This window comes from Erythrobacter cryptus DSM 12079 (genome assembly GCF_000422985.1).
GTDB lineage: Bacteria > Pseudomonadota > Alphaproteobacteria > Sphingomonadales > Sphingomonadaceae > Erythrobacter > Erythrobacter cryptus.
On record NZ_AUHC01000005.1, the window covers coordinates 166,067 to 190,153 of the forward strand.

Consider the following 24,087-nt stretch of genomic DNA (forward strand, 5'->3'; position numbering starts at 1 on the left):
TCGCTCCCGGTGGAAACGCGTAAGGCTCGCGCTCCGGGCTGGCAGATAACGGACCTATCTTCGCGCATGATCGGCTTGATCCTGGTTACCCATGGCCGCCTCGCAGTGCAGTTTGTCGAGGCGATGGAGCATGTTGTCGGCCCGCAGGAAGGCATTGCCACGGTCTGCATCGGGCCGAATGACGATATGGAGCAGCGCCGGGCCGAGATCGCCGCGGCGATCGATGCGGTCGATTCGGGCGAAGGGGTGATCATCCTCACCGACCTGTTCGGCGGCACGCCCTCGAACCTGGCGATCTCGCTGCTCGAGGCCGGGCATGTCGAGGTGATCGCCGGGATCAACCTGCCGATGCTGATTCGCCTCGCCGGCGCGCGCAAGGCGATGGATGTGACCGCCGCGGTGCACGCGGCCCAGGCGGCCGGGCGCAACTACATCACCATCGCCAGCGAATTGCTGGGGCAGGATCACGCCCCCGCCCCGGCCCGCGCCAAGGCCTGAGCGGGCGCGGGTGCGATCGGGCATGGTTTAGGGTGCGCACGTGGACGAGGCTCGGCAAAGCGTCACCATCGTCAACCGCCGCGGTCTCCACGCCCGGGCGAGCGCCAGGTTCGTGGGCGCGGTCGCGGCCCTGCCCGAGGGCGTCAAGGTCACCGTGAGCAAGCCGCCGCACAGCGCCTCGGGCGGCTCGATCCTCGGGCTGATGATGCTCGGCGCAGCGCGCGGCGACACCATCGAGGTAGCGGTCGAGGGCGAAGGGGCCGAGGCGGTGCTGGCTGATCTCATCGCGCTGGTGGCCGACGGTTTCGGCGAGGATTGACGCGGCCCGCCGGGCGCGCCACGCCTTGTCGCCCATGCACAGGCACATCACCGGCTTTTCCAACCCCACGGTCAAGCATCTGCGCGCGCTGCGCGACAAGAAACACCGCAAGCGCTTCAACCAATTCCTGGTCGAGGGACTGCGCCTCGTCGAGGACGCGCGCGCCTCGGGCCGCCTGCCGCGCACCCTGGTGATGGCCGAGGGGCGCAGCCACAGCCTGATCGAACGGCTCGAGGCCGAGGTCGCCGCTGCCGGGGGCGAGGTGATCACCACCACCCCCGAGATCCTTTCAAAGATTACCGGCAAGGACAATCCACAGGCCATCGCCGCGGTGTTCGATGCCTGGGACACGCGCCTTGAACGGCTCGATCGCACCGCGGCGCCGATCTGGCTGGTGGCCCAGGCGCTGCGCGATCCGGGAAATCTCGGCACCATGCTGCGCACCTGCGATGCGGTGGGCGCGGGCGGCCTCATCCTCATCGATGATTGCGCTGATCCCTTCAGCACCGAGGCGGTGCGCGCCAGCATGGGCGCGCTCTTCACCGTCGGCCTTGCCCAGGCGCGCTGGGAGGATTTCCTCGCCTGGCTGCGCAGCGGCAACGGCCAGCTGGTGGCCGCGAGCCTGCGCGAGGCGGTGCCCTATCGCGGCGCGCCCTACCAAGCGCCGTGCTTCGTGCTGGTGGGCAACGAATCGCAGGGCCTGCCCACCGCTTACGAGGCGGCCTGCGACCTCAAGGTAACGATCCCGATGCGCGGCCGGGCCGATTCGCTCAACGCCGCGGTGGCGGGCGCGGTGCTCGCCTACGAGGTGCTGGCCGCGCTTGCCCCCTGACTATTCGGCCGCGGCGCGGCCGTCCGGCAGTGGCGGATATTCAACGGTGATGCCGGCCGCATCCTCGGCATTGTAGCGCGGGCTGCTCGCCACGGGGAGCACTTCCTCGATCTCGCGCTTGCCGATCTCGACGCCCTTGTCTGCCAGCCGCCGCCCGGCGGAAAGCACGTTGCGTTCAAACGAGCCGACGAACTTGTTGTAATTGTTGACCGCGCTGTCGAGCCCGCTGCCGACGCGCTTCAAGTGTTCGGCGGCGACCGCGAGACGCTCGTAAAGCTCGGCGCCCATCCGCCCGATCTCCTGCGCCTCCTTGGCGAGCGCGTCCTGGCGCCACACCTGTGCCACGGTGCGGGCGATGGCGACGAGATTGGTGGGGGTGGCGAGCAGCACCCGCCGATCGAAGGCGAAGTTCCACAGATCGGGGTCCTGTTCGAGCGCGGCGGCAACGAAGTGCTCGCCCGGCACAAACATCACCACATAATCGGGCGCTTCGGCGAACTGCGACTGGTAGCTCTTGGCCCCGAGCGTCTGGATATGGCTGCGCATCGATTTGACGTGCTCGGCCAGAAACCGCGCGCGTGCAGCCTCATCATCGGCCTCGAAGGCGGCTTGATAGGCGTTGAGCGAGACCTTGGAATCGATCACCAGCATCTTGCCGCCGGGGATGCGCACGATCGCATCGGGGCGCAGCCGCCCCTCATCGGTATCGACCGAATGTTCCATCAGAAAATCGGTGTGCGGCGCCAGGCCGCATTGTTCGAGCAGGTTCTGCAACGCCTTCTCGCCCCAGCGCCCGCGCGCCTTGGGGGCATTGGTGAGCGCATTGCCGAGCCGCTGGGCTTCACGCCGCACCTCCTCCTGGCCCTTGCGCATCTCCTCGATCACCCCGGCAAGCTGGCCGAAGGCATCGACGCGCTGCTTCTCGAGGCTCTGCACCTGCTCCTCGTAGCTTTTCAGCCGCTCCCCCACCGGGGCGAGCAGCGCCCTGATCCGGGCCTCGCCGGCTTCCTCGGACTGGCGAAAGCGCGCCTCGGCCCGCTCGAGAAAGGCCTTCTGCGCCGCTTCGAGCACCTTGCTGCCGGCGGCCTCGAACTCCTTCTTGAGGCTCTCCTGCGCGGCAAGCAGCGCCGCCTTCTGCTCGGCAAAGGCCTTCTCGCGCTCGGCAGAAGCGCTTTCGAGCGCGGCAAGACGCTCAGCCAGAGCGGTGCGTTCGGCCGCAACGCTCTCGAGCCGGGCCTGCAACCCTTCTGCCTGTCCGGCGCGCTCGGACATGGTGGCAAGCTCGGTCACGGCGGTGCGGAACTTCTCGCCCAGGGCCTTCGCCTCATCCTCTGCCGCCGCCAGACGCGCGCGCAGATCGGCAAGCGGGCGCGAGGCGATGAACCAGCCGAGGGCAAGGCCGGCAACAAGGGCAATGATCGAGAGAATCGCAGGGTCCATCACGCAATCCTACATAGAACGTATAGAGAACGCTAGAGTGGTTCCGCGATTTGCCAAGAAAGCCTAGCCCCGGATCAAGTCCGGGGAGACGAGGAGGGGATGTTTAGCGCCAGTTTCGGCGCGCAGCGCCGCAAGGCCGACCGGCCGCAGGCAGCTGCTCGTGCGCAGCACGAAACGCAGCGAGGACGTGCCCCGCGGAGGCGGGCACGCAAAAAGTTACGCCGCGCGGCGGATCTTCTCGAGCTTCTTGAGCGCCATCGCCCGCTTGAGGCGCGAGAGGTGGTCGATGAACAGGATGCCCTCGAGATGGTCCATCTCGTGCTGCAGGCAAGTCGCCATCAGCCCTTCGAGCCGCTCCTCGTGGACATTGCCGTCAAGGTCCTGATAGCGCACGGTGCAATGGGCCGGGCGCTCGACCTCGGCATAGATCTCGGGCACCGAGAGGCAGCCTTCCTGATAGGTCGACATTTCCTCTGCCGGATCGAGGATGACCGGGTTGATGAACACCCGCGGCTCCTTCTTCGTCGCCGGGTGGGTGTGCTTGTGGCCGCTGTGGTGGCATTCCACCGGCGGCGCGTCCGGGTCTTCGGGCTGGAGATCGATCACCAGCACGCGCTTGGGCACCCCCACCTGGATCGCGGCAAGGCCGATGCCGGGGGCATCATACATGGTCTCGAACATGTCGGCGACGAGGGTGCGCAGCTCCTCGTTGAACTCGTGCGGTTCAACCGGACTGGAGACGGTCTTGAGCCGGGGGTCCGGCACTTCGAGGATTTCGCGGATGGCCATGGAGCCAAAGATAGGCGCGGCTGCGCCTCGCGGCAAGCCGGATGCTGCGATCACACTGATCGGATCGGCTCACCGCAGATCGGCTCAGCCCACTGGGCGTCTTGCCCGCAGCGCCTGGGCGAGCGTGCCCTCGTCGAGATAGTCAAGCTCGCCGCCGACCGGAAGGCCATGGGCAAGCTGGGTGACGCGCAGCGGATAATTCTCGAGCCGTTCGGCAAGGTAATGCGCGGTGGTCTGGCCTTCCAATGTGGCGTTCATCGCCAGCACCACCTCGTCAATCCCCCCGGCCTCGATCCGGGCGATGAGGCCGGCGATGTTGAGATCTTCCGGCCCCACCCCGTCGAGCGCCGAGAGCCGCCCGCCGAGGACGTGGTAACGCCCCGGAAACAGCCGCGCGCGATCGAGCGCCCAGACATCCGAGACCTCCTCGACCACGCACAGCGCGCGCGCATCGCGGCGCGGATCGGCGCAGATGCCGCAGGGCGCGCGGGTATCGACATTGCCGCATTGCGGACATTCGACGAGCGTTTCGGCAACGCCCGCCAGGGCCTCGAGCAGCGCCGGCAGGGCGCTGTCGCGGTGCTTGACCAGCCACAGCACCGCGCGCCGCGCCGAGCGCGGCCCAAGGCCGGGCAGGCGGGCGAGCGCGGCGCTCAAGGCTTCGATCTCTTGCGATGCCATGGCCGGGCAGATAGGGGCATGAGCCGCAATCCGCAAAGGCATGCCGCACCGCTTATGCGCATCATCTTCATGGGAACGCCCGATTTCGCGGTGCCCGCGCTCATGGCGCTTCATGCCGCGGGGCACGAGGTGGTGTGCGCCTATACCCAGCCGCCGCGCCCGGCGGGGCGGGGCAAGCAGCCCCAGCCCTCCCCCGTCCAGCGCGCGGCCGAGGAATTGGGGGTGCCGGTGCGCTGCCCGCTGTCGCTGAAGGATGAGGCCGCACAGGCCGCCTTTGCCGCGCATGCCGCCGATGTCGCGGTGGTGGCGGCCTATGGGCTGATCCTGCCGCGCGCAGTGCTTTCTGCCCCGCGGCATGGCTGCCTCAACATCCACGCGAGCCTGCTGCCGCGCTGGCGCGGCGCGGCGCCGATCCACCGCGCGGTGATGGCGGGCGATGAGGAGACCGGAATCACCATCATGCAGATGGAGGCGGGGCTGGACACCGGCCCGATGCTGCACAGGGTGCGCGTGCCGGTGGGGCACAAGACCACGGGCGAGCTGACCGAGGAACTCGCGCGTCTCGGCGCCGCGGCGATGGTGGAGGTGCTGGCCGATCCTGCCGCCTATCCGCCGGAGCCGCAGGATGAGGCGCTGGCCTGTTACGCCCCCAAGATCGACAAGGCCGAGGCGCGGATCGACTGGGCCGAAAGCGCCGCGGTGATCGAGCGCAAGGTGCGCGGCCTTGCCCCCTTTCCCGGCGCCTGGTTCGAGATAGAGGGCGCGCATGGGCCGGAACGGGTGAAGCTGCTGCTCGCCGAAGTGGCGCAAGGTGCGGGCGCGCCTGGCACGGTGCTTGATGAGGATTTCACCATCGCCTGCGGCGAAGGCGCGATCCGCCCCTTGCGGCTCCAGCGCGCCGGACGCCCGGTGCTGGCGCGCGCGGAGTTCCTGCGCGGCCGCCCGGTTGCCAGGGGAAGCGTGCTCGCGTGACCCGCTTTGCCCTCACCCTCGAATTCGACGGCACCCCCTTCTTCGGCCTGCAACGCCAGAGCCACGGGCCAAGCGTGCAGCAGGCGGTGGAAGAGGCGATCGCACGCATCACCGGCGAGGGCGCCACGCTCCACGCCGCCGGGCGCACCGACACCGGGGTCCATGCGCTCGCCATGCGCGCCCATGTCGATATTGCCCGACCCTTCACGCCCTTCCGCCTGATGGCGGCGCTCAATGCCCAGCTGCGCCCCGCGCCGATCGCGGTGACCGCCTGCGCCGTGGTGGCAGATGATTGGCACGCGCGCTTTTCCTGCATCGGGCGGCGCTATCTTTATCGCATCATCAACCGCCGCGCGCCCTTGACGCTCGAGGCCCGTCGCGCCTGGCACGTTCCCCAGCCCCTGGACACCGAGGCCATGCACCGCGCCGCGCAAGCGCTGGTCGGGCGGCACGATTTCACCACCTTCCGTTCGGCCCAGTGCCAGGCCGCCGATCCGGTCAAGACGCTCGACCGGCTCGATGTCGAGCGGGTGGGCGAGGAGATCCGCATCCATGCCGCAGCGCGCAGCTTCCTGCACCACCAGGTGCGCAGCATGGTCGGCTGCCTCAAGCTGGTGGGCGCGGGCACCTGGCCGGAGGCCCGCATGGCCGAGGCGCTGGCGGCGCGCGATCGCGCCGCGCTCGGCCTCAACGCCCCGCCGCACGGACTCTATTTCGTGGAAGCGATCTATCCCGGAGAGAGAAAGGAACCACAATGAGCATCACCGGAAAGCAGCTGTTCACCACCCTTACGGCAGACGGCAAGCTGACGTTGGAGGTGGCGGAGAGCACCTTCCCTCAGCCCACCGGCAACCAGGTGCTGGTGAAGATGGAAGCCGCGCCGATTAACCCTTCCGATCTGGCGATCCTCACCAGCGCGGCGGATTTCGAAAATGCGCAGTACAGCCCCGGCAAGGTGGTGGCGCAGATGCCCGAACCCTTCCTTTCGGGCCAGAAGGGCCGCCATGGCCAGCGCCTGCCTGCGGGCAACGAGGGCGCAGGCACGGTGATCGCCACGGGCGACAGCGAGATGGCACGGGCGCTGATGGGCCAGCGGGTGGCCTGCGTGCCCGGCCATGCCTTCAGCCAATATGCGCTGGCCGATGCCACCATGTGCCTGCCGCTGGGCGATCACAGCGCCGAGGAGGGCGCCTCGAGCTTCGTCAACCCGATGACCGCGCTGGGCTTTGTCGAGACCGCGCGGATGGAGGGCCACGCGGCGATCGTCCACCTCGCCGCCGCCTCGAACCTCGGGCAGATGCTCAACCGCATCTGCATCGAGGACGGGATCAAACTCGTCAACATCGTGCGCAAGGAGGAGCACGTGGCGCTGCTCAAGGCGCAGGGCGCGCAATATGTCGTCAATTCCGCAGCCCCCAGCTACATGGCCGATCTGCGCGCCGCGATCGAGGCGACGGGGGCCTTCCTCGGCTTTGATCCGATCGGCGGCGGGCAGGCGAGCGACAGCGTGCTCAAGGCCATGGAACAGGTCGCCGCCGCGCGCATGGGCGAATATTCGCGCTATGGCTCGAACCAGATGAAGAAGATGTATATCTATGGCCGGCTCGATCTTTCGCCCACGATCCTCACCCCCTCCTATGGCCTGCAATGGTGCGTGGCCGGCTGGCTGCTCACCCCCTTCCTCCAGCGCGCCGGAATGGAAACCGTGATGCGGATGCGCGCGCGGGTGCAGGCGGGCCTCACCACCACCTTTGCCAGCCATTACAAGGCAAAGGTGACGCTGGAAGGGATGCTGGAGAAGGACGCGATCCTCGACTATCGCCAGATGAAGACCGGCGAGAAATATCTCGTCACGCCCTGGGGGTGAGGCGGGGCGCAGGGCGGTGCGGCGAGAGCGAGGAAGAGCGCGGCGATGATCTATATCCTCATGAACCTCTGGCCGATCCTTGCGGCAACCCTTCTTGGCCTCGGCATCGGCCTTGCGGTGCTGACCGCGGCCCGCCTCGCGCTGCCGGGGCCGGCAACCATTGCCGGCATGGCGCTCGCGCAGTTCTGGCTTGCCGCCATCCTGGCCGGGGCGCTGATCCTCGCCCCGCGCGAGGCGGGCGCCTGGGTCATGGCGATCGGCAGCGCGGTGGTGATCTGGATCGGCTTTGTCGTCCCGGTGCTGTGGATCAGCTTTGCTGCCTATGGCCTGCCGGCGCGCCGCGCCGGGCTGATGATGCTCTATTGGCTGGTGGCGATGGTGGGCGAGGCCGCGCTGATGCAGGCCATCGGGCTTGCCCCGCCGCCTGCTGCCTGAGCCGTCAGGCGCGGTCGAACGCCGCCTGCACCGCGTCCGGGGCAGTGATTCCGCAGGCGATCAGCACCATCAAGAGGATGCGCGCCTTGGCCGGGCCGAGCGCGCGGGCAGCGATGAAGCCGAGGGCATCATCGTCCACCTCGACATTGCGATCGACGAGGCCCTCGTCCACCCGGCTCGATCGCACCACCGGCACCCCGGCGGCGGCCGCCTTGGCGAGCGCGGCGATCACCACCTTGGGCGCATTGCCCTGCCCCATGCCGGCAAGCACGATGCCCTTGGCACCGATGCCGAGCAGGGCCTCGACCGGCCTTGCGTCCATCCCCGCCCCGGCGGTGAGGATGGCGACGCGCGGCAGGGCCGAGGGGAAGGGATAGCGTGCGCCCTCGCCCATGCGGTGCGCAGGGCCGAACCAGTCGAGCCGCGCCGGGGTGACGCGCGCCAGCGCTGCGCGCGGAAAGCTGCGGAAGGCATCGATGCTGCTGGTCGCCGCCTTGCGCGCGTCGCTCGCAGCGAGCACCGCATCGCCCATCACCAGCATCACGCCCCTGCCCGCCGCCGCCGGATCGCTGGCCACCTTCACCGTATTGGCAAAATTGCGCATCCCGTCCGCGCCCACCGCATCGGCCGGGCGCATCGCCCCCACCAGCACGACCGGCTTGGTGGTGGGCAGGGTCAAATCGAGCAGGAAGCCGGTTTCCTCTGCGGTATCGGTGCCATGGGTGATGATGACACCGCTGATCGCCGGATCGGCCAGCGCCGCGGTGCAAGCGGCATGAAGCGCGCGCCACTCGGCAAAGCCGATATCCTGCGAGCCGATCCGGGCGATGTCCTGCCCGATCAGCTCGGCGCCGAGATCGAGCGCCGCGGCCGCAGCGATGAGTTCGGCAAGGGCAAGATCGCCCGGGCGATAGGCCGCGCCGGTGGCCTTGCTGCCCGCGCCGGCAATGGTGCCGCCGGTGCCAAGAACGAGAAGCCGGGGAGTGGTCATGGCGAGGCCTCTAGCCTGAGGCCCGCACGCGCGCCAGCCATCGCTCAGCGGCGGATCGTCACCCCAAGCGTGAGGAAATCCGCCCGGCTGCCATCGATCCTGTGCCCGGCGAGCAGATCGACATCGATCCGCCCGCGCGCGCCTCGGCCGCACAGGCAGGGTGAACGCAGGCAGGCGCATGAGGCGGGCACATCGGGCGGAGTGGAAGCACGGCGGGCGAAGCAGGGCGCCCGCGCCCATGGTGGCGCGCGCTGCGCCTGGCAAGCGCGGCTTGACCCTGCAGCGATCCCCGCTAAAGCCGCGCCGCGCGGCACCGGGCGGTTAGCTCAGCTGGTAGAGCATCTCGTTTACACCGAGAGGGTCGGCGGTTCGAGCCCGTCACCGCCCACCACGCCGCAAGGCTGCCTGCGCGGGGCCGAACCGCCTGGGCCACGCCGAAGCGCCAAGGGCCGAAGGCAAGCCCCTCAGGCCAGGAGCCAGCGCTCGAGATCCTCTTTCTTCGGCAGGCCCCCGGCGTGAACCACCTTGCCATCGATCACGATGCCGGGGGTCGCGGCGATGCCGTATCCCGCGATCGCAGCATAGTCGGTCACCTTCTCGACCGTGACCGCAACGCCCAGCGCCTGTGCGGCGGCCTTCACCATGTCTTCGGTCGTCTGGCACCGCTTGCAGCCGGGGCCGAGCACCTTGATGTCTTTCATCGAAATCGTCCTTTCAGGAAAACAGGACGTTGAACAGGAAGCCGACGCCCAGGATGCCGCTGCCCACCACGGTCACGAAGACAGCAATCAGCCTGATCGTGAGCACCTTGCGCAGGATGATCATTTCAGGGAGCGAGAGCGCAATCACCGACATCATGAAGGCCAGCACCGTGCCGAGCGCCGCGCCCTTGCCAAGCAAGGCTTCGATCACCGGGATGATCCCCGCGGCATTGGAATACATCGGGATGCCGAGCAGAACGGCGGCGGGAACCGACCACCAGCTGTCCGCCCCCATGATCCGCGAAAGCAGCGCAGCCGGAACATAGCCGTGGATGAAGGCGCCCACCGCGATCCCGGCGATGATCCAATACCACACCTTGCCGACAATCTCCTTGACGGCATCCCAGCCCGCCTCGAACCGGTCGATCCAGGAAAGCTGCTCGTCCGCAAAGGAGACGGGCGCGCTCCGCACCTCGCGCACCCACGGCTCGAGCCAGGGTTCCAGATGCAGCCGGCCGATCACCCAGCCCGCGCCAATGGCAATGGCAAGGCCAAAGGCGAGATAGGTCAGCGCCACCTGCCAACCCAAGAGTGCAAACAGCAGGCCAAGCGCGATCTCGTTGACCATCGGCGCGGCGATCAGGAAGGAGAAGGTGACCCCCAGGGGCACGCCTGCCGAAACGAAGCCGACAAACAGCGGCACCGCCGAACACGAGCAGAACGGCGTGACGATGCCCAGATGCGCCGCGGCAATATTGCCCAGTCCCTCGCGCTTGCCCGCCAGCAGCGCGCGGGTGCGTTCGGGCGAGAAAAAGGTGCGCACCACGCCCATGGCAAACACCACCAGGGTCAGCAGCATCAGCACCTTGGGCGTGTCATAGAAGAAGAACTCGACCGAGGCGGCAAGATGGCTGTCCGGCGCGATCGGCAGCTGCGCCACCAGCCACTGCGCAAAGGGCAGAAGCTGGTTGTAGAGGATGAACCAGGCCGCGACGAACACGGCGATCCCGACAAACCATGCGGTCTGCGACTTGCGGGCAGCGCCCAGGGATGCGGCAAGGGTATTCAATTCAGGCAGCCTTCTTCTGGCATTGCGCCGGGGCCAGCGGCGGCAGCGCGGCCAGCACGGCATCGATGATGGCCACCCATTCGGGCGGCAGGGCAGGATTGCGGCGATAGCGCACCCACTGCGCATCGCGCCGGTCGGTGAGCAGGCCTGCGGCCTTGAGCCGCGCCATGTGCCGCGACATGCGCGATTGACTTGCTCCGAGACGATCCATCAGCTCGCACACGCAATGCTCTTCCCCGTCCCAGATGATCTGCACGGCGCGCAGGCGGGTGGGTTCGGACAGGGCGCTCAACAGGTCATCAACTCGATCCATAATTGCCTCCTTATATGCTTATAAGCGCATATGCGCTTTGACGCAAATCAAGCGCGAAAATTTTTCGATGATTTTCGAATTACCGATTGACCCGGTTGTCCCAAAGGATATTTCGATCTTTCTCGAAAGGAGCCGGTGATGGACGATCCCCAAGCCCGGAACCGGGCCGTCGAGGCCCTGGCCGCGCTCGCGCATGAAACGCGCCTCGCGGTGTTCCGCCTGCTGGTGCAGGCCGGGCCTGATGGCCTTGTGGCCGGCGCGATTGCCGCGCGCTGCGGTGTGCCGCCCTCGACCATGTCGCACCACCTCGCCACACTCGAGCGCGCCGGGCTGGTGCAATCGGCGCGCGAGAGCCGCCTGATCCGCTACCGCGCCGATTATTCCGCCATGCGCCGCCTGCTCGCCTTCCTGATTGCCGATTGCTGCGCCGGCGCGCCCGAGATGTGCGGCGATCTTCTGGAAGGGCTTGCCTGCCATGAATGACACCCCCTTCACCGTGCTGGTACTGTGCACCGGCAATTCGGCCCGCTCGATCCTTGGCGAAGCGCTGTTCAACCATCTGGGTGAAGGCCGCGTGCGCGCCTTCAGCGCCGGGAGCCGGCCCAAGGGCGCGCCCCACCCCGGCGCTCTGCGGCTGCTGGCACGGCGCGGGATCGATCCATCCCCGTTCCGCTCGAAAAGCTGGGACGAGTTCAGCCGCGCGGGCGCGCCCGCGATCGACCTTGCCATCACGGTGTGCGGCAATGCCGCGGGCGAGGCCTGTCCGGTGTTCCTCGGCAGCCCGATCAAGGCCCATTGGGGCCTGCCCGATCCCGCCGAGGTCACCGGCAGCGAGGCCGACATCGATGCCGCCTTCGAGGAAACCTGGCGCCTGCTGGAAATGCGGGTGAAGGCATTTCTGGAGCTTGACCTTGCCAGCATGGATCAGTCCGAAATCCAGCGCGCACTCGCCACGATCGGCGCCATGGAAGGAGCCGCCTGAATGACTGTGCAGCCGCAGCGTGAACGCCTGTCGTTCCTTGATCGCTATCTGACCTTGTGGATCTTCCTCGCCATGGCGCTTGGGGTGGGGCTTGGCTCTGCCTTTCCCGGGCTTCCCGCAGCGATCGAGAGCCTGTCCTGGGGCACGACGAATATCCCCATCGCCATCGGCCTCATCCTGATGATGTATCCGCCGCTCGCCCGGGTGCGCTATGAAGAACTGCCGCGCGTGTTCGAAGACCAGCGGGTGCTGGCGATCTCGCTGATCCAGAACTGGATTGTCGGCCCTGTGCTGATGTTCGCGCTTGCCGTGATCTTCCTCTCCGACAAGCCGGAATACATGACTGGGCTGATCCTGATCGGGCTGGCGCGCTGCATCGCCATGGTGATCGTCTGGAACCAGCTGGCCAAGGGCGACAACCAATATGTCGCGGCGCTGGTGGCGTTCAACTCGCTGTTTCAGATCCTGTTCTTCAGCGTCTATGCCTGGTTCTTCCTCGCCGTGCTGCCCCCGCTCTTCGGGCTGGAGGGCAGCATCATCAAGGTGGGCTTTCGGGCAATTGCCGAGGCGGTTCTGATCTACCTCGGCATCCCCTTCCTCGCCGGCTTTCTGACCCGCAGGTGGCTGATACGGGCCAAAGGCAACGACTGGTATGAGACGCGCTTCCTGCCCGCCATCGGGCCGGTCACGCTCGTCGCGCTGCTGTTTACCATCATCGCCATGTTCAGCCTCAAGGGCAGCGAGATCCTCACCCTCCCGGGCGACACCATCCGCATCGCCATTCCGCTCACGCTCTATTTCGTCATCCAGTTCACCATCAGCTTCTTCATGGGCAAGCTGATCGAGAGCGACTATCCGCGCACCACCGCGGTGGCCTTCACCGCCGCGGGCAACAATTTCGAGCTGGCGATCGCGGTCGCCATCGCGACTTTCGGCCTTGCCTCGCCGGTGGCCTTTGCCGCCGTGATCGGCCCGCTGGTCGAGGTTCCGGTGCTGATCCTGCTGGTCAATGTCGCCTTCTGGTTTGGACGGCGGTGGTTTCCGGGCACGGTTCCGGCGCAGGTGCGCTGATGCAGCACTGGCACCGCCTGCGCGCCCTGCCCGATCCGGCGCATCTGCCGGCGCTGAAGCCAGAATACGTCCACCAACGCCCCGCCGCGGGCCTCGGGCCGCTCGAACCACCGCCGCGGGTGCTGCTGCTCTATGGCTCGCTGCGGGAGCGCTCCTTCTCGCGCCTCGCGGTCGAGGAGGCGGCGCGGCTGCTGCAATTCTTCGGCTGCGCGACGCGCATCTTTGATCCATCCGATCTGCCGCTGCCCGATCAGGTTCCGGGCGATGATCACCCGGCGGTGCACGAGCTGCGCGAACATGCCCTGTGGTCCGAGGCGCAGGTGTGGTGCAGCCCCGAGCGCCACGGCACCATCACCGGGATCATGAAGGCGCAGATCGATCACCTGCCGCTCGCCTACAAGGGCCTGCGCCCCACGCAGGGCCGCACCCTCGCGGTGATGCAGGTGAGCGGCGGATCGCAGAGCTTCAACGCGGTCAACACCCTGCGCATTCTCGGGCGCTGGATGCGGATGTTCACCATCCCCAACCAGTCATCCGTGGCCAAGGCCTATCAGGAATTCGACGAGGCCGGGCGAATGCGCCCCTCGCCCTATTACGAGCGGATCGTCGATGTGATGGAGGAACTGGTGCGCTTCACCGTGCTGCTGCGCCCCCACGCCGAGAAGCTCGTCGATCGCTATTCCGAGCGGATCGAGGCCGATCGGCCGGTCGGCGCGGCCGATGCCATCCTTGCCGCGATCAAGCCCGGCGCCTGAGCCTCACGCGGCTCCGGCAGCGCAATCGCGGCACTTGGCGAGCGTCGGATCGGTGCGCAGCCGCGCCTCGGCGATTTCCTCGCCGCACACCAGGCAATAGCCGAACTCGCCCGACTCGATGCGCGCCAGCGCCGCGCCGATCGCCGCCCGCTCGACCTTGCGGCGCCGCTCTTGCGCCAGCGCCATGGCCTGCATCTGCATCGCGTCGATGCGTGAAAGGCGCCCGACGCTGTCTTGCTCGAGCTTGACCGGCTGGCGTCCCTCGGCGCTGATGCGATCCTGCTCGTCGAGCGCCGCCAGCCGTTCAAGCAGCATGTGGCGGAATGGTTCGGGATCGATGGCCATGTCACTCCTTCCCTGCCCCCCTTGCTGACAGCGCATCGCGCACCAGCGCGATTGCCGCGGGGCTGTCCCAATCATGCCCACCGGCAAGGCGCCAGACTTCCTGCCCGCGGGCATCGAACAGGATGGTGAGCGGCAATTGGCCCTCGGGGCTGAGCGCGCCCGAAAGCCGGGCCTCGGGATCGAGCCAGGGCTCAAGCGCGCTGTAGCCGCCCTTGGCAAAGAAGGGCACCACCACCTCGGCCCCGCGCACATCCTGGCTCACCGTGATCACCCTCACCTCGCCGGCCAGCATGGCGGCAAGCCGATCGAGCTGGGGCATTTCCTTGACGCAAGGCGCACACCAGGTGGCCCAGAGGTTGAGGAGCACCGGCCCATCGATGGCGCCAAGATCAAGGCTGCGCCCGGCCGGATCGCTGAACACCAGCGCGGGCAGCGCGGTTCCGGCCATGCGGCGATCGGGCACGCCCCCCGCCGGCGCTGCGGCGGCATCGTTCGCAGCCGGTTGCGCCGGGGCCTTGCCGGGCCTATCGCAGCCCGCCAGCAGCACCAGCACCAGGGCAGCAATGAGCAAAGAGCGGGACATCACAGGCTCCGGGCCAAACAGAGGCGCAGCCACCAACGCCATGTGGGGCGGGCGCTTCGCCGATGGCCCTAGCGCGATCATGCGCGAAATCAACGCCTCGATCCCCTTCGACAAGGCGCTCTGGCGCCAGGACATCGCCGCGAGCAAGGCTCATGTGGCGATGCTGGGCGCACAGGGGATCATCGCCGCCGAGGACGCCGCCACGATCAGCGCCGGGCTTGATGCGGTGGCGGCGGAATATGAGCGCGATGGCGTGCCCGAAGACTGGGACCGCGAGGATATCCACATGACCACCGAAGCGCGGCTGGCTGAACTCATCGGCCCGGTCGCCGGGCGGCTCCACACCGCGCGCAGTCGCAACGACCAGGTGGCCACCGATTTTCGCCTCTGGGTGCGCGAGGCCTTGGCCGAGATGGATGCTGGCCTGGCCGAACTCCAGCGCGCGCTCGTCACCCGCGCGGGCGAACATGCCGATGCGATCATGCCCGGCTTCACCCACCTGCAAACCGCCCAGCCGGTCACGCTCGGCCATCACCTCATGGCCTATTACGAGATGTTCCGCCGCGATCGCGCGCGCATTGCAGAGGCGGCCGGGCGGCTCAACGAATGTCCGCTCGGCTCGGCGGCGCTCGCCGGCACCGGCTTTCCCATCGACCGCGCGGCAACTGCCGCCGCGCTTGGCTTTGCCCGGCCCACCGCCAATTCGCTCGATGCGGTCTCGGACCGCGATTTCGCGCTCGATTTTCTCTATTGCTGTGCGACCAGCGCGCTGCACCTCTCGCGCCTCGCCGAGGAGGTGATCCTGTGGGCCAGCCAGCCCTTCGGCTTCATCCGCCTGCCCGACAGCCTTTCGACCGGCTCCTCGATCATGCCGCAGAAGAAGAACCCCGACGCGGCCGAGCTGGTGCGCGGCCATACGGGCCGCGTGATCGGGGCGCTCACCAGCCTGATGATCACCATGAAGGGCCTGCCGCTCGCCTATTCCAAGGACATGCAGGACGACAAGCCGCCGGTGTTCGAGGCGGCTGCGCTGATGGGCCTGTCGATCGCGGCGATGACCGGGATGATCGCCGAAAGCAGCTTCAACACCGAGAGGATGCGCGCCGCGGCCGAACTGGGCTATGCCACCGCCACCGATCTGGCCGACTGGCTGGTGCGCGAGGCGGGCGTGCCCTTCCGCGAGGCGCACCATATCACCGGGGAGGCGGTCAAGCTCGCCGAAGCGCGCGGGGTGGCGCTCGACCAGCTTTCGCTTGCCGAACTGCAGAAGATCGATGCGCGGATCGATGCAAGGGTCTATCAGGCCCTTTCGGTCGATGCCTCGGTGGCGGCGCGCGCCTCCTATGGCGGCACCGCGCCCGACGAGGTGCGCCGCCAGGTGGCCGCGGCGCGCCGGGCGCTGGGAATGGAGGAGTGATGCAAAAGAGCCCTGCCCTGCGCCGCGCTGTGCGCCTCGGCCTTGCGCTTGGCGGTGCGGCCGTGCTGGCCGCCTGCGGCTCGCGCACCGCCCTCACCCCGCCCGAAGGCGCAAGCCTGCCGCCCGCGCCCTCTGGGGCGCAGGAGCGGCCCGGGGCCGATGCGCTGCTGCGCCGCGATGCCCTGGCCGCGCCCGAACGCAGCGTCGAGCTGCGCCGCCGCTCGGAGGAACGCGCCGACGATCCCTTCGACCTGCCTCCCGAATAGGCCCGCGACCAGGACGCCAAGCAGACCAGACGCATGGATCACTTCACGCTCAAGGACGGCGTGCTCCACGCCGAGGACGTGCCCCTGCCGCTGATTGCCGAGGCGGTGGGAACGCCCGTCTATGTCTATTCGCGCGCCACGCTCGAACGCCACGCCCGGGTGTTCCGCGAGGCGCTCGGCAATGTGCCGGACAAGCTGATTGCCTTTGCGGTCAAGGCCAATCCCAACCTTGCGGTGCTCAAGGTGCTCCAGGGCCAGGGGCTGGGCGCCGATGTGGTCTCGGTGGGCGAGATGCGCCGCGCGCTCGCGGCGGGCATTGCGCCCGAGAAGATCGTGTTTTCCGGGGTGGGCAAGACCGCCGCCGAGATGCGCGCCGCGCTCGAGGCCGGGATCGGCCAGTTCAATATCGAAAGCGAGGAGGAGGGCGCGGAGCTCGCGGCGATCGCGGCCGGCATGGGCCTGACCGCGCAATGCGCGCTTAGGGTCAATCCCGATGTGGATGCCGGCACCCACGACAAGATTTCGACCGGCAAGGCCGACAACAAGTTCGGCGTGCCGATCAGCGCGGCCGGGCAGATCTTCGCCACGCTGGCGCGCCTGCCGGGCATTCACCTGCGCGGGGTGGCGGTGCATATCGGCAGCCAGCTCAATGATCTTGCCCCGCTCGAGACCGCCTTCGGCAAGCTTGGCGCCCTCGTCACGGCGCTCAGGGGCGCGGGCCATGCCATCACCCATGTCGATCTGGGCGGGGGTCTTGGCGTTCCCTATCGCCGCGGTGAGCAATTGCCGCAGCCGGCCGAATATGGCGCGATGGTGGCGCGGGTGACGAAGGATTGGGGCGCGCGGCTGATCTTCGAGCCGGGCCGGGTGATCGCGGGCAATGCCGGGGTGCTGCTGACCCGGGTGATCCGGGTGAAGCGCGGGATCAGGGATCCCTTCGTGATCGTCGATGCGGCGATGAACGATCTGGCCCGGCCCGCGCTCTACGGCGCCTATCACCATTTCGAGGCGGTGGCGCCGCGCGGCGGCAAGATGGTGGCCAATATCGTCGGGCCGATCTGCGAGACCGGCGATACCTTTGCCATGGGGCGCGAATGCGATGCGCTGGACGCGGGTGACTTGGCCGTGTTCCGCACCGCCGGGGCCTATGGCGCGACCATGGCCTCGTCCTATAATTCGCGCGGCTTTGTTGCCGAGGTGCTGGTGGATGGGGATCGCTTTGCGGTGGTGGCCGACCGCATCGAGGCCGGGGCGATCATGGCCGCCGAGCGGGTGCCCGAATGGCTCGGATAGGCAGGCGGTGAGCCGGGCATGAGCACGAGCCACAGCCTGCCGCTGTTCCACCGCATCGCCGGCCAGCAGGTGCTGGTGCTGGGCGATGGCCCGGCGGCCGAGGCCAAGCGGCGGCTGGTGATGCGCGCCGGGGGCGTGGTGGCGGACGATCTGCCCCGCGCCATTGATGAAGGCGTGCGGCTCGCCTTCATCGCCTATGAGGACCGGCGGGCCTGTGAGGTGGCAGCGATCAACGCGCGCTGCGCGGGGATGCTGGTCAATGTGGTTGATCGGCCCGAATTGTGCGACTTCACCACGCCTTCGATCCTCGATCGCGATCCGGTGCTGGTGGCGATCGGCACCGGCGGGGCTTCGGCCGGCCTTGCCAAGCAGCTGCGTCTGCGGCTCGAGCGGGTGCTGCCCGCCAACCTCGGGGCGCTGGCCCGCGCGCTCGCGGCAGCGCGCCCGGTGCTTGCCGCGCGCCTGCCCGATCCAGCTGCAAGGCGGCGCGCGCTCGATCTGGCGCTTGGCGAGGGCGGCGCGCTCGATCCGCTCGATCCGCGCGCGCATGAGCGCGCTCTCGCCTGGGCCGAAGGCGCCTTGGGGGGAGAGGATAGCGCGCCGGGCCTTGCGCCGCCCCCGGGGGAAACGGTCACGCTCACCCTCACCAGCGCCGACCCGGAAGACTTGACGCTGCGCCAGGCGCGGCTGCTGGGCATGGCCGATTGCCTGCTCATCGACGGGGCCGTGCCCGCGGCGCTGCTCGCCCGGGCGCGTGCCGATGCCCGGCACCTTGCGCTCGGGCCCGACGAAGACCCGCCCACAGAGGCCGCGGGGCAGGGATTGACGCTGGTGCTGCGCTGGCGTCCGGCGCCCGGCGCGACCGGAGACGAGGGAGCGGCCTGAAGGCCGCAGCCCCACAGCCAAGGCCAAGCCGGCCTGCCGCGCCGCTCCATCGCTCACCCTACACCGCCCCCCGACACGCCGAGGCGCGGCGGCAGATCGTCCCTCCCCGCCCTCCTCGCCAAACGGCACCGGCCCCTTTCAAAGACCGCATGGGGCCGCGGCGCAGCACGCCCCTCGCTCCCAAGCCAAGGGGGCGCGGGCGGCTGTCAGGCCGCTTCGCGCACCGGAGCGTGCAGGCTGGCGAAATAGGCCGTCATCGCCGCCCTTGCCTTGTCGCTGAGGCCGATGAAGGCGCGGCGCCGATCACCCGGATCGGGCATCCGCACGAACAGGCCGCAATCCACCATCTGCGCGATCCAGCGCAGCGCGGTGGTGGCCGGAACGCCCGCGGCGATGCACAGCGAGGTGACCGAGACGCGCTTGCCCTCGCCCTCTGCCGCGGTGAGATCGAGCAGCATGTCCCAGGCCGGCTCGCCAAAGAGTTCAGGATCGAGAAAGCGCGCGCGCGCCTGGCGGTTGGCGATGATCCGGCGCACCATCCGCGGATCGGGTAGCGCTGCCACCGGGCCGGAACTGCCGAATTTGCCGGCCAGCGCCTCGCCCGGCGCCCCGTGGTGCGCGCGCGCGCCTTCAGCAAGCATCAGCCCCGCAGCGCTGCCAGCGCCCCCGGTGGTTGACGTGCCGGTGGACGTGCCCGCCATCAGGCCCCCCGCGCCGAGCCGATCGAGCGAACGGGCCAGCGCCTCGACCTGCTGCGACAGGCGCAGGAGCGCAATCCGATCCTCCTCGGCCATTTCGCGCAGGCGCGCCGCCCCCACCTCGCCCATCGCCCGGCCAACCGCGATCACCCTTTCGGCGCGGCTTGGGGCCACGAGGATCTGCGGGGCGGATTGATCGAGCACGGCAAAGACATCGTCGAGCCCGTCAAGATCGGTCGAGACGATCAGCCGCGCGCCGGAGCGAGCCACCCGCATGTCGAGCCGGGCAAGCCCGGCAAGCGCCACGGCATCAAGCCCGCCCGCCGCGCACGATGGGCAATCGACCACCACCACATCGCCAAGCAGCGCCACCGGCCCTTCGATCAGCGCCTCGAGCCCGCCGCCATCAATGGTGCGAAAACCCGCCCCGGCAAGATCGGCGGCAATCTGCGCGCGCAGCGCCTGCGCGCCCGCGAAGATCGCCACCCTTGCGGCAAGCCCGGCCCCATCGCAGGCCAGATCATAAGTAAGATCGCCCGTTTCCGATGCAGGAGCAAACATCGACTCGACTCCAACAGAGTTGGAACGAGAATAGAACAAAAACAGATCGGGTCAAGCACATCGCGCCATCAGGGGCGGATTTCGATCACCGTGCCATCGGGCACCATGCGCCAGAGCTCCTCGATCTCGGAATTGGCAAGGGCAATGCAGCCATCGGTCCAGTCCCCCGGCACCCGACCGAAGGCAAGGGCATTGGGCTGGCCGTGAATGAAGATGTCCCCCCCCGGTGAACGGCCATGGGCGCGGGCATAGGCGCGATCGGCCGGGCTGGGATAGGAGATCCTGAGGCTGAGGTGATAGGCGCTGTTGGGATTGCGCCCATCGATCACATAGCGCCCCTCGGGCGTGCGCTCATCCCCTTCAAAGCGCTTGTGGCCTTGCGGCTGGGCGCCGAACTGCAGGCCCCGCCAGGCCCTGACCGGCTGGCCCGCGGCATAGGCGACCATCAGCCGCTCGGACTTGTCGACGATGAGGTAATCGACGCGGGCAAGGCCGCGCTGCGGCAAGATCCGCGCTGCCTCGCGCGCGAGCGGCGGCTCAGCCGATGGCGCGGCGGCCGGTTCGGGCAGAGCCCGGCCGCAGGCGGCCAGCGCCAAGAGCGCAAGGAGAATGAAGCCCCGCATCGCGCCGCAGGTTACCCCCGAGGCGGGGCTGCAATCAATCCACGAAGGGATCGCGCATCAGGATGGTGTCGTCGCGCTCGGGGCTGGTCGAAACCAGCGCCACCGGGCATTCGATCAGCTCCTGGATGCGCTGGATATACTTGATCGCATTGGCGGGCAGATCGGCATAGGAGCGCGCGCCCGCGGTGCTCTGGCTCCAGCCGTCCATTTCCTCGTAGATCGGCTCGCACAGGGCCTGGTCGGCCGCATGGCTGGGCAGATAGTCATACACCTTGCCGCGCAGACGGTAGCCGGTGCAGATCTTCACCTTCTCCAGCCCATCGAGCACGTCGATCTTGGTGAGCGCGATGCCGGTGACGCCGGAAATCGCGCAGGACTGGCGCACCAGCACCGCATCGAACCAGCCCACCCGGCGCTTGCGCCCCGTCACCGTGCCGAATTCATGGCCGCGCTCGCCGAGGCGCTGGCCGATCTCGTCATCCAGTTCCGTCGGGAAGGGGCCGGAGCCAACGCGGGTGGTATAGGCCTTGACGATCCCCAGCACGAAGCCGGTGGCCGATGGGCCAAGGCCCGATCCGGCCGCCGCGGTGCCGCTCACCGTGTTCGAGGAGGTGACGAAGGGATAGGTGCCGTGATCGACATCAAGCAGCACCCCTTGCGCGCCTTCGAACAGGATGCGCGCCCCGGCGCGGCGCACCTTCTTGAGGCGCTTCCACACCGGCTGGGCAAAGCGCAGCACGAAGGGGGCCACCTCGCTCAGTGCCGCCAGCAGGGCGGCGCGGTCCACCGGGGGCTGGCCAAACCCGGCGCGCAGCGCATCGTGATGGGCGCAGAGCCGATCGAGCTGGGCCTCGAGCGCATCGAGATGGGCAAGGTCGCACACGCGGATCGCCCGCCTGCCGACCTTGTCCTCATAGGCCGGGCCGATCCCGCGCCCGGTGGTGCCGATCTTGCCCTTGCCCGCCGCGGTCTCGCGCAGGGCATCCAGATCGCGGTGGAGCGGCAGGATCAGCGGGCAATTGTCGGCAATGGCAAGGTTGTCATCGGTGATGCGCACCCCTTGCGCCTCGATCCGGGCGACTTCCTCGCGCAGCGCCCAGGGATCGAGCACCACCCCGTTGCCGATCACCGAGAGCGTGCCCGAGACAATCCCCGAAGGCAGCAGCGAGAGCTTGTAGGTCTTGCCATCCACCACCAGGGTGTGGCCGGCATTGTGCCCGCCCTGGAAGCGCACCACCACATCCGCGCGGCTCGCCAGCCAGTCGACGATCTTGCCCTTGCCCTCATCGCCCCACTGGGCGCCGATCACGGTGACGTTGGCCATGGTGTTCCTTGTGCGGCTGAAAAACCGCGGGCGGCCCTAGGCGGTGGGAGCCGAGGTGGCAAGCTCTGGGGTGGTATGCCGGCGCGGGCAAAGCAGCGAAGGGTGGGAATGATTGGTGCGTTGAAGCCCCACAAGTCCCTTGCAAAGCCCAAAGGAGTCCTCATGACCAAGACTGCCAAGGCCCTGCTTGCCGCCGCCAGCCTGGCGCTGCTTGCCAGCCCGATCCTTGCCCGCCAGCAGGCCGGCCCCGGCGCACGGCTGGCGCCCGAATGCCGGGCCGAGATCGAAAGGCTGTGCGCCAGCGTGCGTGGCCAGCCCGGCGCCATGCGCACCTGCCTGCGCGAGAAGGCTTCCGAGCTCTCCGAAGGCTGCCGGGCCGAACTGCGCCAGAGGATCGAACAGCGCCGCGGGGCGCAAGCGCTGCGGCGCAGCGGCGCCAGCGCCCCGGCGCCGCAGCAGACCCTCGCCTATGGCAGCGATCCGCTCCAGGCGCTGGATCTGTGGGTGCCGCAAGGGGTGAAGAAGGCGCCGCTGGTGCTGTTCGTCCATGGCGGCGGGTGGAAGCGCGGCTCCAAGAGCAATGCGCTGGGCCGCGCGCTGCCCGGGCACATGCTCGAACAGGGCTATGCCTTCGCCTCGATCGACTATCGCCTCCTGCCCAAGGCCAGCGTGGAAGATCAGGCCGCCGATGTGGCCGCCGCGCTCGCCTTCCTCTTGGCGCGGGCCGAGAGCCTCGGGATCGATCGCAGCCGCGTCGTCATCACCGGCCACAGCGCCGGCGCGCACCTCGTCGCGCTGGTGGGAACGGATGAGCGCTATCTCAAGGCTGCCGGCCTTTCCTTTGCCGATCTCGACGGGGTGATGCCCAATGACGGGGCGGCCTATGACGTGGCGCGCCAGATCAGCGCTGCCGGGCCGCGGATGCGCGAGACCTATCTCGCTGCCTTCGGCAGCGATCCCGCGCGTCAGAAGGCGCTTTCGCCCACCCACCATGCCGCCGCTCCCAACGCCCCGGCCTTCCTGCTGCTCCACGTCCAGCGCCCCGATGGCGCGGCGCAGGCCAAGGCCCTGGCCGAGGCGCTGCAACGGGCCGGCACCAGGGCCGAGGTGGCGGGCTTTCCCGGCGAGGGGCTGAAAGGCCACATAGAGATCAACCGGCGCCTTGGTGAGGCGGACTATCCCGCCACCGCCAAGGTCGATGCCTGGCTCAGGGGCCTGTTCGGCTAGGACAGGCGCCGCCGCGGGCGCAGCGCTGCTAGAGCGGGTGCGGCGCCTCGCCTTCGAGCACGTGGCTGCACCCCAGCGCCCGCGGATCCTCGCCCGCGGCAAGCTGGGCGCGGGTGCGCCAGCCCTCGGCCCTCAGCCGCGCCGCCGCCGCGCGGTCATGGCCGAGCGGGAGATAGCAGCAGCGTAACCCCTCGGGCTGCGGGGCGATCTCGGCCAGCCGATCGAGATAGAGGGTAAAGCCGGTCGCCGGCTCCTCGCTTCCGGCAATGCGGTAGGTGCCGCCCCGCCCCGCGGCGCGGCGCAGCCCGTCCGCATAGAGCGTGAAACCAAACCACGACTGGTATTCAAACCCGTGCCGCTCGGTGGGATCGAGGGTGATCCGCGCCGCATCGCCCACGGCGGCGGCGATCGCCTCGAGCCCGTCGAGCCGGGACTTGAGCGCCCCGCCGGCATCGACCGCGCGCAAGCTGGCGAGCGCCTGGTCGAACGGCCCGGTGGCATAGAGCAGCGGCAGATAGGCCGCCCCGCCCACCGCCTTGAGGCCCCCGGCATCCTTGGCATCAAGCTCGCGCCGCACCGCCTCGCGCGCCTCGGGGGCGAGCGGAAAGGTCTTTTCCGCAAGGGTATCGACGAGATCGGGGAGGGTGAAATCCACCGCAATGCCATCGAGGCCCGCCGCCTTCAGGGCCTCAACGGCGAGCATCACCACCTCGCTGGCAGCGGCCACGCTGTCGCTGCCGATCAGCTCGGCGCCGAGCTGCAGGCGCTCGCGCGCCGGATCGAGCTGGCTTGCCTTGATGAGCACCGTGTCGCCGCAATAGGCAAGGCGCAGCGGGCGCGGCGCGGCGGCGAGGCGCGTGGCGGCGATCCGCCCGATCTGCGGGGTGATGTCGCTGCGCAGCGCGAGGGTGCGCAGCGACGCCGGATCGACGAAGCGGAACATGCTGCTCTTCTCGCCCACCTCGACGCCGGCCATGCGCCCGGCGAGCGAGGCCTCGAACTCGAGCAGCGGCGGGCGCACCCGGTCATAGCCATGGGCATCGAGCACATCGAGACAGGCGCGCATCATCGCGCTGATGCGCGCCGCCTCCTGCGGCAGGCGATCCTCGAGGCCTTCGGGCAAGAGATCGTTGGGCTTGGTCATTGGCGC

Annotated in this window: 29 protein-coding genes and 1 tRNA gene; 17 read left to right on the forward strand and 13 right to left on the reverse strand. The window is 68.8% G+C overall.

The window, feature by feature from the left end; translation table 11 throughout:
• Window positions 1–66 precede the first annotated feature (66 nt).
• From G524_RS0105585 to G524_RS0105595, 3 genes are read left to right on the forward strand one after another with little or no spacing between them, the layout of a single operon-like run.
• Entirely contained in the window at window positions 67–498 is a 432-nt protein-coding gene (locus G524_RS0105585) for a PTS sugar transporter subunit IIA (protein ID WP_027442831.1), read from the forward strand.
• A 40-nt stretch (window positions 499–538) separates the two neighbouring features.
• Window positions 539–817, forward strand: coding sequence for an HPr family phosphocarrier protein (locus G524_RS0105590; RefSeq protein WP_027442832.1), 279 nt, complete (start codon window positions 539–541; stop codon window positions 815–817).
• A 34-nt stretch (window positions 818–851) separates the two neighbouring features.
• The gene (locus tag G524_RS0105595; protein ID WP_036857488.1) at window positions 852–1,649 is read left to right on the forward strand and encodes a TrmH family RNA methyltransferase; all 798 of its coding nucleotides are present in this window, start codon (window positions 852–854) and stop codon (window positions 1,647–1,649) included.
• On the opposite strand, the gene rmuC is transcribed toward G524_RS0105595, so the two are convergent.
• The 3 genes from rmuC to recR form a co-directional block, all read right to left on the reverse strand.
• Window positions 1,650–3,089, reverse strand: coding sequence for a DNA recombination protein RmuC (gene rmuC / locus G524_RS0105600; protein WP_027442834.1), 1,440 nt, complete (start codon window positions 3,087–3,089; stop codon window positions 1,650–1,652). It lies immediately after the preceding gene.
• A gap of 216 nt (window positions 3,090–3,305) precedes the next feature.
• Window positions 3,306–3,878, reverse strand: coding sequence for a peptide deformylase (gene def / locus G524_RS0105605; RefSeq protein WP_027442835.1), 573 nt, complete (start codon window positions 3,876–3,878; stop codon window positions 3,306–3,308).
• 84 nt (window positions 3,879–3,962) lie between these two features.
• The gene (recR, locus tag G524_RS0105610) at window positions 3,963–4,559 is read right to left on the reverse strand and encodes a recombination mediator RecR (protein WP_027442836.1); all 597 of its coding nucleotides are present in this window, start codon (window positions 4,557–4,559) and stop codon (window positions 3,963–3,965) included.
• Between the two features lie 54 nt (window positions 4,560–4,613).
• Here recR and fmt point away from each other — a divergent pair, with 54 nt between their 5' ends.
• From fmt to G524_RS0105630, 4 genes are read left to right on the forward strand one after another with little or no spacing between them, the layout of a single operon-like run.
• Window positions 4,614–5,531: a methionyl-tRNA formyltransferase gene (fmt, locus tag G524_RS0105615; RefSeq protein ID WP_027442837.1), complete on the forward strand. Its 918-nt coding sequence runs from the start codon at window positions 4,614–4,616 to the stop codon at window positions 5,529–5,531.
• Window positions 5,528–6,289, forward strand: coding sequence for a tRNA pseudouridine(38-40) synthase TruA (gene truA / locus G524_RS0105620; RefSeq protein WP_027442838.1), 762 nt, complete (start codon window positions 5,528–5,530; stop codon window positions 6,287–6,289). Before fmt ends, truA begins: the two co-directional genes overlap by 4 nt.
• Window positions 6,286–7,398: a zinc-binding dehydrogenase gene (locus G524_RS0105625; RefSeq protein WP_027442839.1), complete on the forward strand. Its 1,113-nt coding sequence runs from the start codon at window positions 6,286–6,288 to the stop codon at window positions 7,396–7,398. Before truA ends, G524_RS0105625 begins: the two co-directional genes overlap by 4 nt.
• A 45-nt stretch (window positions 7,399–7,443) precedes the next feature.
• Window positions 7,444–7,833 (forward strand): hypothetical protein, encoded by a 390-nt coding sequence (locus tag G524_RS0105630; RefSeq protein ID WP_027442840.1) that lies wholly within the window; start codon window positions 7,444–7,446, stop codon window positions 7,831–7,833.
• A gap of 4 nt (window positions 7,834–7,837) precedes the next feature.
• Here G524_RS0105630 and G524_RS0105635 read toward each other — a convergent pair whose 3' ends face one another.
• Window positions 7,838–8,824, reverse strand: coding sequence for an asparaginase (locus tag G524_RS0105635; protein ID WP_027442841.1), 987 nt, complete (start codon window positions 8,822–8,824; stop codon window positions 7,838–7,840).
• Between the two features lie 315 nt (window positions 8,825–9,139).
• On the opposite strand from G524_RS0105635, the gene G524_RS0105640 reads away from it, so the two are divergent.
• A tRNA-Val gene (locus G524_RS0105640) sits at window positions 9,140–9,215 on the forward strand.
• 73 nt (window positions 9,216–9,288) lie between these two features.
• On the opposite strand, the gene G524_RS0105645 is transcribed toward G524_RS0105640, so the two are convergent.
• Genes G524_RS0105645 through G524_RS0105655 form a run of 3 tightly spaced genes read right to left on the reverse strand, consistent with a single transcriptional unit; the run spans window position 9,289 to window position 10,907 of the window.
• Window positions 9,289–9,525, reverse strand: coding sequence for a thioredoxin family protein (locus G524_RS0105645; protein ID WP_027442842.1), 237 nt, complete (start codon window positions 9,523–9,525; stop codon window positions 9,289–9,291).
• A 13-nt stretch (window positions 9,526–9,538) separates the two neighbouring features.
• Window positions 9,539–10,594: a permease gene (locus tag G524_RS0105650; protein WP_245561303.1), complete on the reverse strand. Its 1,056-nt coding sequence runs from the start codon at window positions 10,592–10,594 to the stop codon at window positions 9,539–9,541.
• Between the two features lies 1 nt (window position 10,595).
• Complete coding sequence (locus G524_RS0105655) at window positions 10,596–10,907, reverse strand: ArsR/SmtB family transcription factor (protein WP_027442844.1); 312 nt, start codon at window positions 10,905–10,907, stop codon at window positions 10,596–10,598.
• Between the two features lie 138 nt (window positions 10,908–11,045).
• Between G524_RS0105655 and G524_RS0105665 the strand changes: the two genes are divergently transcribed.
• The 4 genes from G524_RS0105665 to arsH are packed head-to-tail and all read left to right on the forward strand — an operon-like array spanning window position 11,046 to window position 13,715.
• Window positions 11,046–11,390 carry an ArsR/SmtB family transcription factor gene (locus G524_RS0105665; RefSeq protein ID WP_027442845.1) on the forward strand — a complete coding sequence of 115 codons (345 nt, stop codon included), beginning with the start codon at window positions 11,046–11,048 and terminating at the stop codon, window positions 11,388–11,390.
• Complete coding sequence (locus tag G524_RS0105670) at window positions 11,383–11,889, forward strand: arsenate reductase ArsC (protein ID WP_027442846.1); 507 nt, start codon at window positions 11,383–11,385, stop codon at window positions 11,887–11,889. Before G524_RS0105665 ends, G524_RS0105670 begins: the two co-directional genes overlap by 8 nt.
• A complete protein-coding gene (gene arsB / locus G524_RS0105675) occupies window positions 11,890–12,960 on the forward strand; it encodes an ACR3 family arsenite efflux transporter (protein WP_027442847.1) in 1,071 nt (356 codons plus the stop codon).
• Complete coding sequence (gene arsH, locus G524_RS0105680; RefSeq protein WP_027442848.1) at window positions 12,960–13,715, forward strand: arsenical resistance protein ArsH; 756 nt, start codon at window positions 12,960–12,962, stop codon at window positions 13,713–13,715. The genes arsB and arsH overlap by 1 nt, the downstream gene beginning before the upstream one ends.
• A 3-nt stretch (window positions 13,716–13,718) precedes the next feature.
• Here the strand turns inward: arsH and G524_RS0105685 are convergent, their stop codons facing one another.
• Window positions 13,719–14,060, reverse strand: a complete 342-nt coding sequence (locus G524_RS0105685) for a TraR/DksA family transcriptional regulator (protein WP_027442849.1) — start codon at window positions 14,058–14,060, stop codon at window positions 13,719–13,721.
• A 1-nt stretch (window position 14,061) separates the two neighbouring features.
• Complete coding sequence (locus tag G524_RS0105690; protein ID WP_027442850.1) at window positions 14,062–14,643, reverse strand: TlpA family protein disulfide reductase; 582 nt, start codon at window positions 14,641–14,643, stop codon at window positions 14,062–14,064.
• Window positions 14,644–14,683: 40 nt separating this feature from the next.
• Between G524_RS0105690 and argH the strand changes: the two genes are divergently transcribed.
• Genes argH through G524_RS15090 form a run of 4 tightly spaced genes read left to right on the forward strand, consistent with a single transcriptional unit; the run spans window position 14,684 to window position 18,504 of the window.
• Entirely contained in the window at window positions 14,684–16,060 is a 1,377-nt protein-coding gene (argH, locus tag G524_RS0105695) for an argininosuccinate lyase (protein ID WP_027442851.1), read from the forward strand.
• The gene (locus G524_RS0105700) at window positions 16,060–16,326 is read left to right on the forward strand and encodes a hypothetical protein (RefSeq protein WP_036857490.1); all 267 of its coding nucleotides are present in this window, start codon (window positions 16,060–16,062) and stop codon (window positions 16,324–16,326) included. The genes argH and G524_RS0105700 overlap by 1 nt, the downstream gene beginning before the upstream one ends.
• A gap of 33 nt (window positions 16,327–16,359) precedes the next feature.
• The gene (gene lysA, locus G524_RS0105705) at window positions 16,360–17,619 is read left to right on the forward strand and encodes a diaminopimelate decarboxylase (RefSeq protein ID WP_027442853.1); all 1,260 of its coding nucleotides are present in this window, start codon (window positions 16,360–16,362) and stop codon (window positions 17,617–17,619) included.
• A gap of 18 nt (window positions 17,620–17,637) precedes the next feature.
• A complete protein-coding gene (locus G524_RS15090) occupies window positions 17,638–18,504 on the forward strand; it encodes a precorrin-2 dehydrogenase/sirohydrochlorin ferrochelatase family protein (protein ID WP_036857492.1) in 867 nt (288 codons plus the stop codon).
• A 206-nt stretch (window positions 18,505–18,710) separates the two neighbouring features.
• On the opposite strand, the gene G524_RS15095 is transcribed toward G524_RS15090, so the two are convergent.
• The 3 genes from G524_RS15095 to G524_RS0105725 all read right to left on the reverse strand — a co-directional run bounded on the left by G524_RS15095 (window position 18,711) and on the right by G524_RS0105725 (window position 21,710).
• A complete protein-coding gene (locus tag G524_RS15095) occupies window positions 18,711–19,763 on the reverse strand; it encodes a helix-turn-helix domain-containing protein (RefSeq protein ID WP_051220929.1) in 1,053 nt (350 codons plus the stop codon).
• A 68-nt stretch (window positions 19,764–19,831) separates the two neighbouring features.
• On the reverse strand, window positions 19,832–20,386 hold the full coding sequence (locus tag G524_RS0105720; RefSeq protein WP_027442854.1) for a L,D-transpeptidase family protein: 555 nt from the start codon (window positions 20,384–20,386) through the stop codon (window positions 19,832–19,834).
• A 34-nt stretch (window positions 20,387–20,420) separates the two neighbouring features.
• A complete protein-coding gene (locus G524_RS0105725; protein ID WP_027442855.1) occupies window positions 20,421–21,710 on the reverse strand; it encodes an adenylosuccinate synthase in 1,290 nt (429 codons plus the stop codon).
• A gap of 162 nt (window positions 21,711–21,872) precedes the next feature.
• Between G524_RS0105725 and G524_RS0105730 the strand changes: the two genes are divergently transcribed.
• On the forward strand, window positions 21,873–22,937 hold the full coding sequence (locus G524_RS0105730) for an alpha/beta hydrolase (RefSeq protein ID WP_027442856.1): 1,065 nt from the start codon (window positions 21,873–21,875) through the stop codon (window positions 22,935–22,937).
• A gap of 28 nt (window positions 22,938–22,965) precedes the next feature.
• Here G524_RS0105730 and G524_RS0105735 read toward each other — a convergent pair whose 3' ends face one another.
• On the reverse strand, window positions 22,966–24,081 hold the full coding sequence (locus G524_RS0105735) for an ATP phosphoribosyltransferase regulatory subunit (protein WP_027442857.1): 1,116 nt from the start codon (window positions 24,079–24,081) through the stop codon (window positions 22,966–22,968).
• Window positions 24,082–24,087: the final 6 nt, after the last annotated feature.

Bases quoted from the DNA above. Each gene is read 5' to 3' on its own strand.
- def (WP_027442835.1), bottom strand. From the start codon at position 3,878: ATGGCCATCCGCGAAATCCTCGAAGTGCCGGACCCCCGGCTCAAGACC.
- G524_RS0105585 (WP_027442831.1), top strand. From the start codon at position 67: ATGATCGGCTTGATCCTGGTTACCCATGGCCGCCTCGCAGTGCAGTTT.
- recR (WP_027442836.1), bottom strand. From the start codon at position 4,559: ATGGCATCGCAAGAGATCGAAGCCTTGAGCGCCGCGCTCGCCCGCCTG.
- G524_RS15090 (WP_036857492.1), top strand. From the start codon at position 17,638: ATGAGCACGAGCCACAGCCTGCCGCTGTTCCACCGCATCGCCGGCCAG.
- G524_RS15095 (WP_051220929.1), bottom strand. From the start codon at position 19,763: ATGTTTGCTCCTGCATCGGAAACGGGCGATCTTACTTATGATCTGGCC.
- G524_RS0105670 (WP_027442846.1), top strand. From the start codon at position 11,383: ATGAATGACACCCCCTTCACCGTGCTGGTACTGTGCACCGGCAATTCG.
- arsH (WP_027442848.1), top strand. From the start codon at position 12,960: ATGCAGCACTGGCACCGCCTGCGCGCCCTGCCCGATCCGGCGCATCTG.
- G524_RS0105700 (WP_036857490.1), top strand. From the start codon at position 16,060: ATGCAAAAGAGCCCTGCCCTGCGCCGCGCTGTGCGCCTCGGCCTTGCG.
- G524_RS0105630 (WP_027442840.1), top strand. From the start codon at position 7,444: ATGATCTATATCCTCATGAACCTCTGGCCGATCCTTGCGGCAACCCTT.
- G524_RS0105655 (WP_027442844.1), bottom strand. From the start codon at position 10,907: ATGGATCGAGTTGATGACCTGTTGAGCGCCCTGTCCGAACCCACCCGC.
- G524_RS0105690 (WP_027442850.1), bottom strand. From the start codon at position 14,643: ATGTCCCGCTCTTTGCTCATTGCTGCCCTGGTGCTGGTGCTGCTGGCG.
- G524_RS0105725 (WP_027442855.1), bottom strand. From the start codon at position 21,710: ATGGCCAACGTCACCGTGATCGGCGCCCAGTGGGGCGATGAGGGCAAG.
- G524_RS0105625 (WP_027442839.1), top strand. From the start codon at position 6,286: ATGAGCATCACCGGAAAGCAGCTGTTCACCACCCTTACGGCAGACGGC.
- G524_RS0105665 (WP_027442845.1), top strand. From the start codon at position 11,046: ATGGACGATCCCCAAGCCCGGAACCGGGCCGTCGAGGCCCTGGCCGCG.
- G524_RS0105595 (WP_036857488.1), top strand. From the start codon at position 852: ATGCACAGGCACATCACCGGCTTTTCCAACCCCACGGTCAAGCATCTG.
- G524_RS0105685 (WP_027442849.1), bottom strand. From the start codon at position 14,060: ATGGCCATCGATCCCGAACCATTCCGCCACATGCTGCTTGAACGGCTG.
- lysA (WP_027442853.1), top strand. From the start codon at position 16,360: ATGGATCACTTCACGCTCAAGGACGGCGTGCTCCACGCCGAGGACGTG.
- G524_RS0105730 (WP_027442856.1), top strand. From the start codon at position 21,873: ATGACCAAGACTGCCAAGGCCCTGCTTGCCGCCGCCAGCCTGGCGCTG.
- argH (WP_027442851.1), top strand. From the start codon at position 14,684: ATGTGGGGCGGGCGCTTCGCCGATGGCCCTAGCGCGATCATGCGCGAA.
- G524_RS0105635 (WP_027442841.1), bottom strand. From the start codon at position 8,824: ATGACCACTCCCCGGCTTCTCGTTCTTGGCACCGGCGGCACCATTGCC.
- G524_RS0105645 (WP_027442842.1), bottom strand. From the start codon at position 9,525: ATGAAAGACATCAAGGTGCTCGGCCCCGGCTGCAAGCGGTGCCAGACG.
- rmuC (WP_027442834.1), bottom strand. From the start codon at position 3,089: ATGGACCCTGCGATTCTCTCGATCATTGCCCTTGTTGCCGGCCTTGCC.
- G524_RS0105720 (WP_027442854.1), bottom strand. From the start codon at position 20,386: ATGCGGGGCTTCATTCTCCTTGCGCTCTTGGCGCTGGCCGCCTGCGGC.
- G524_RS0105735 (WP_027442857.1), bottom strand. From the start codon at position 24,081: ATGACCAAGCCCAACGATCTCTTGCCCGAAGGCCTCGAGGATCGCCTG.
- arsB (WP_027442847.1), top strand. From the start codon at position 11,890: ATGACTGTGCAGCCGCAGCGTGAACGCCTGTCGTTCCTTGATCGCTAT.
- fmt (WP_027442837.1), top strand. From the start codon at position 4,614: ATGCGCATCATCTTCATGGGAACGCCCGATTTCGCGGTGCCCGCGCTC.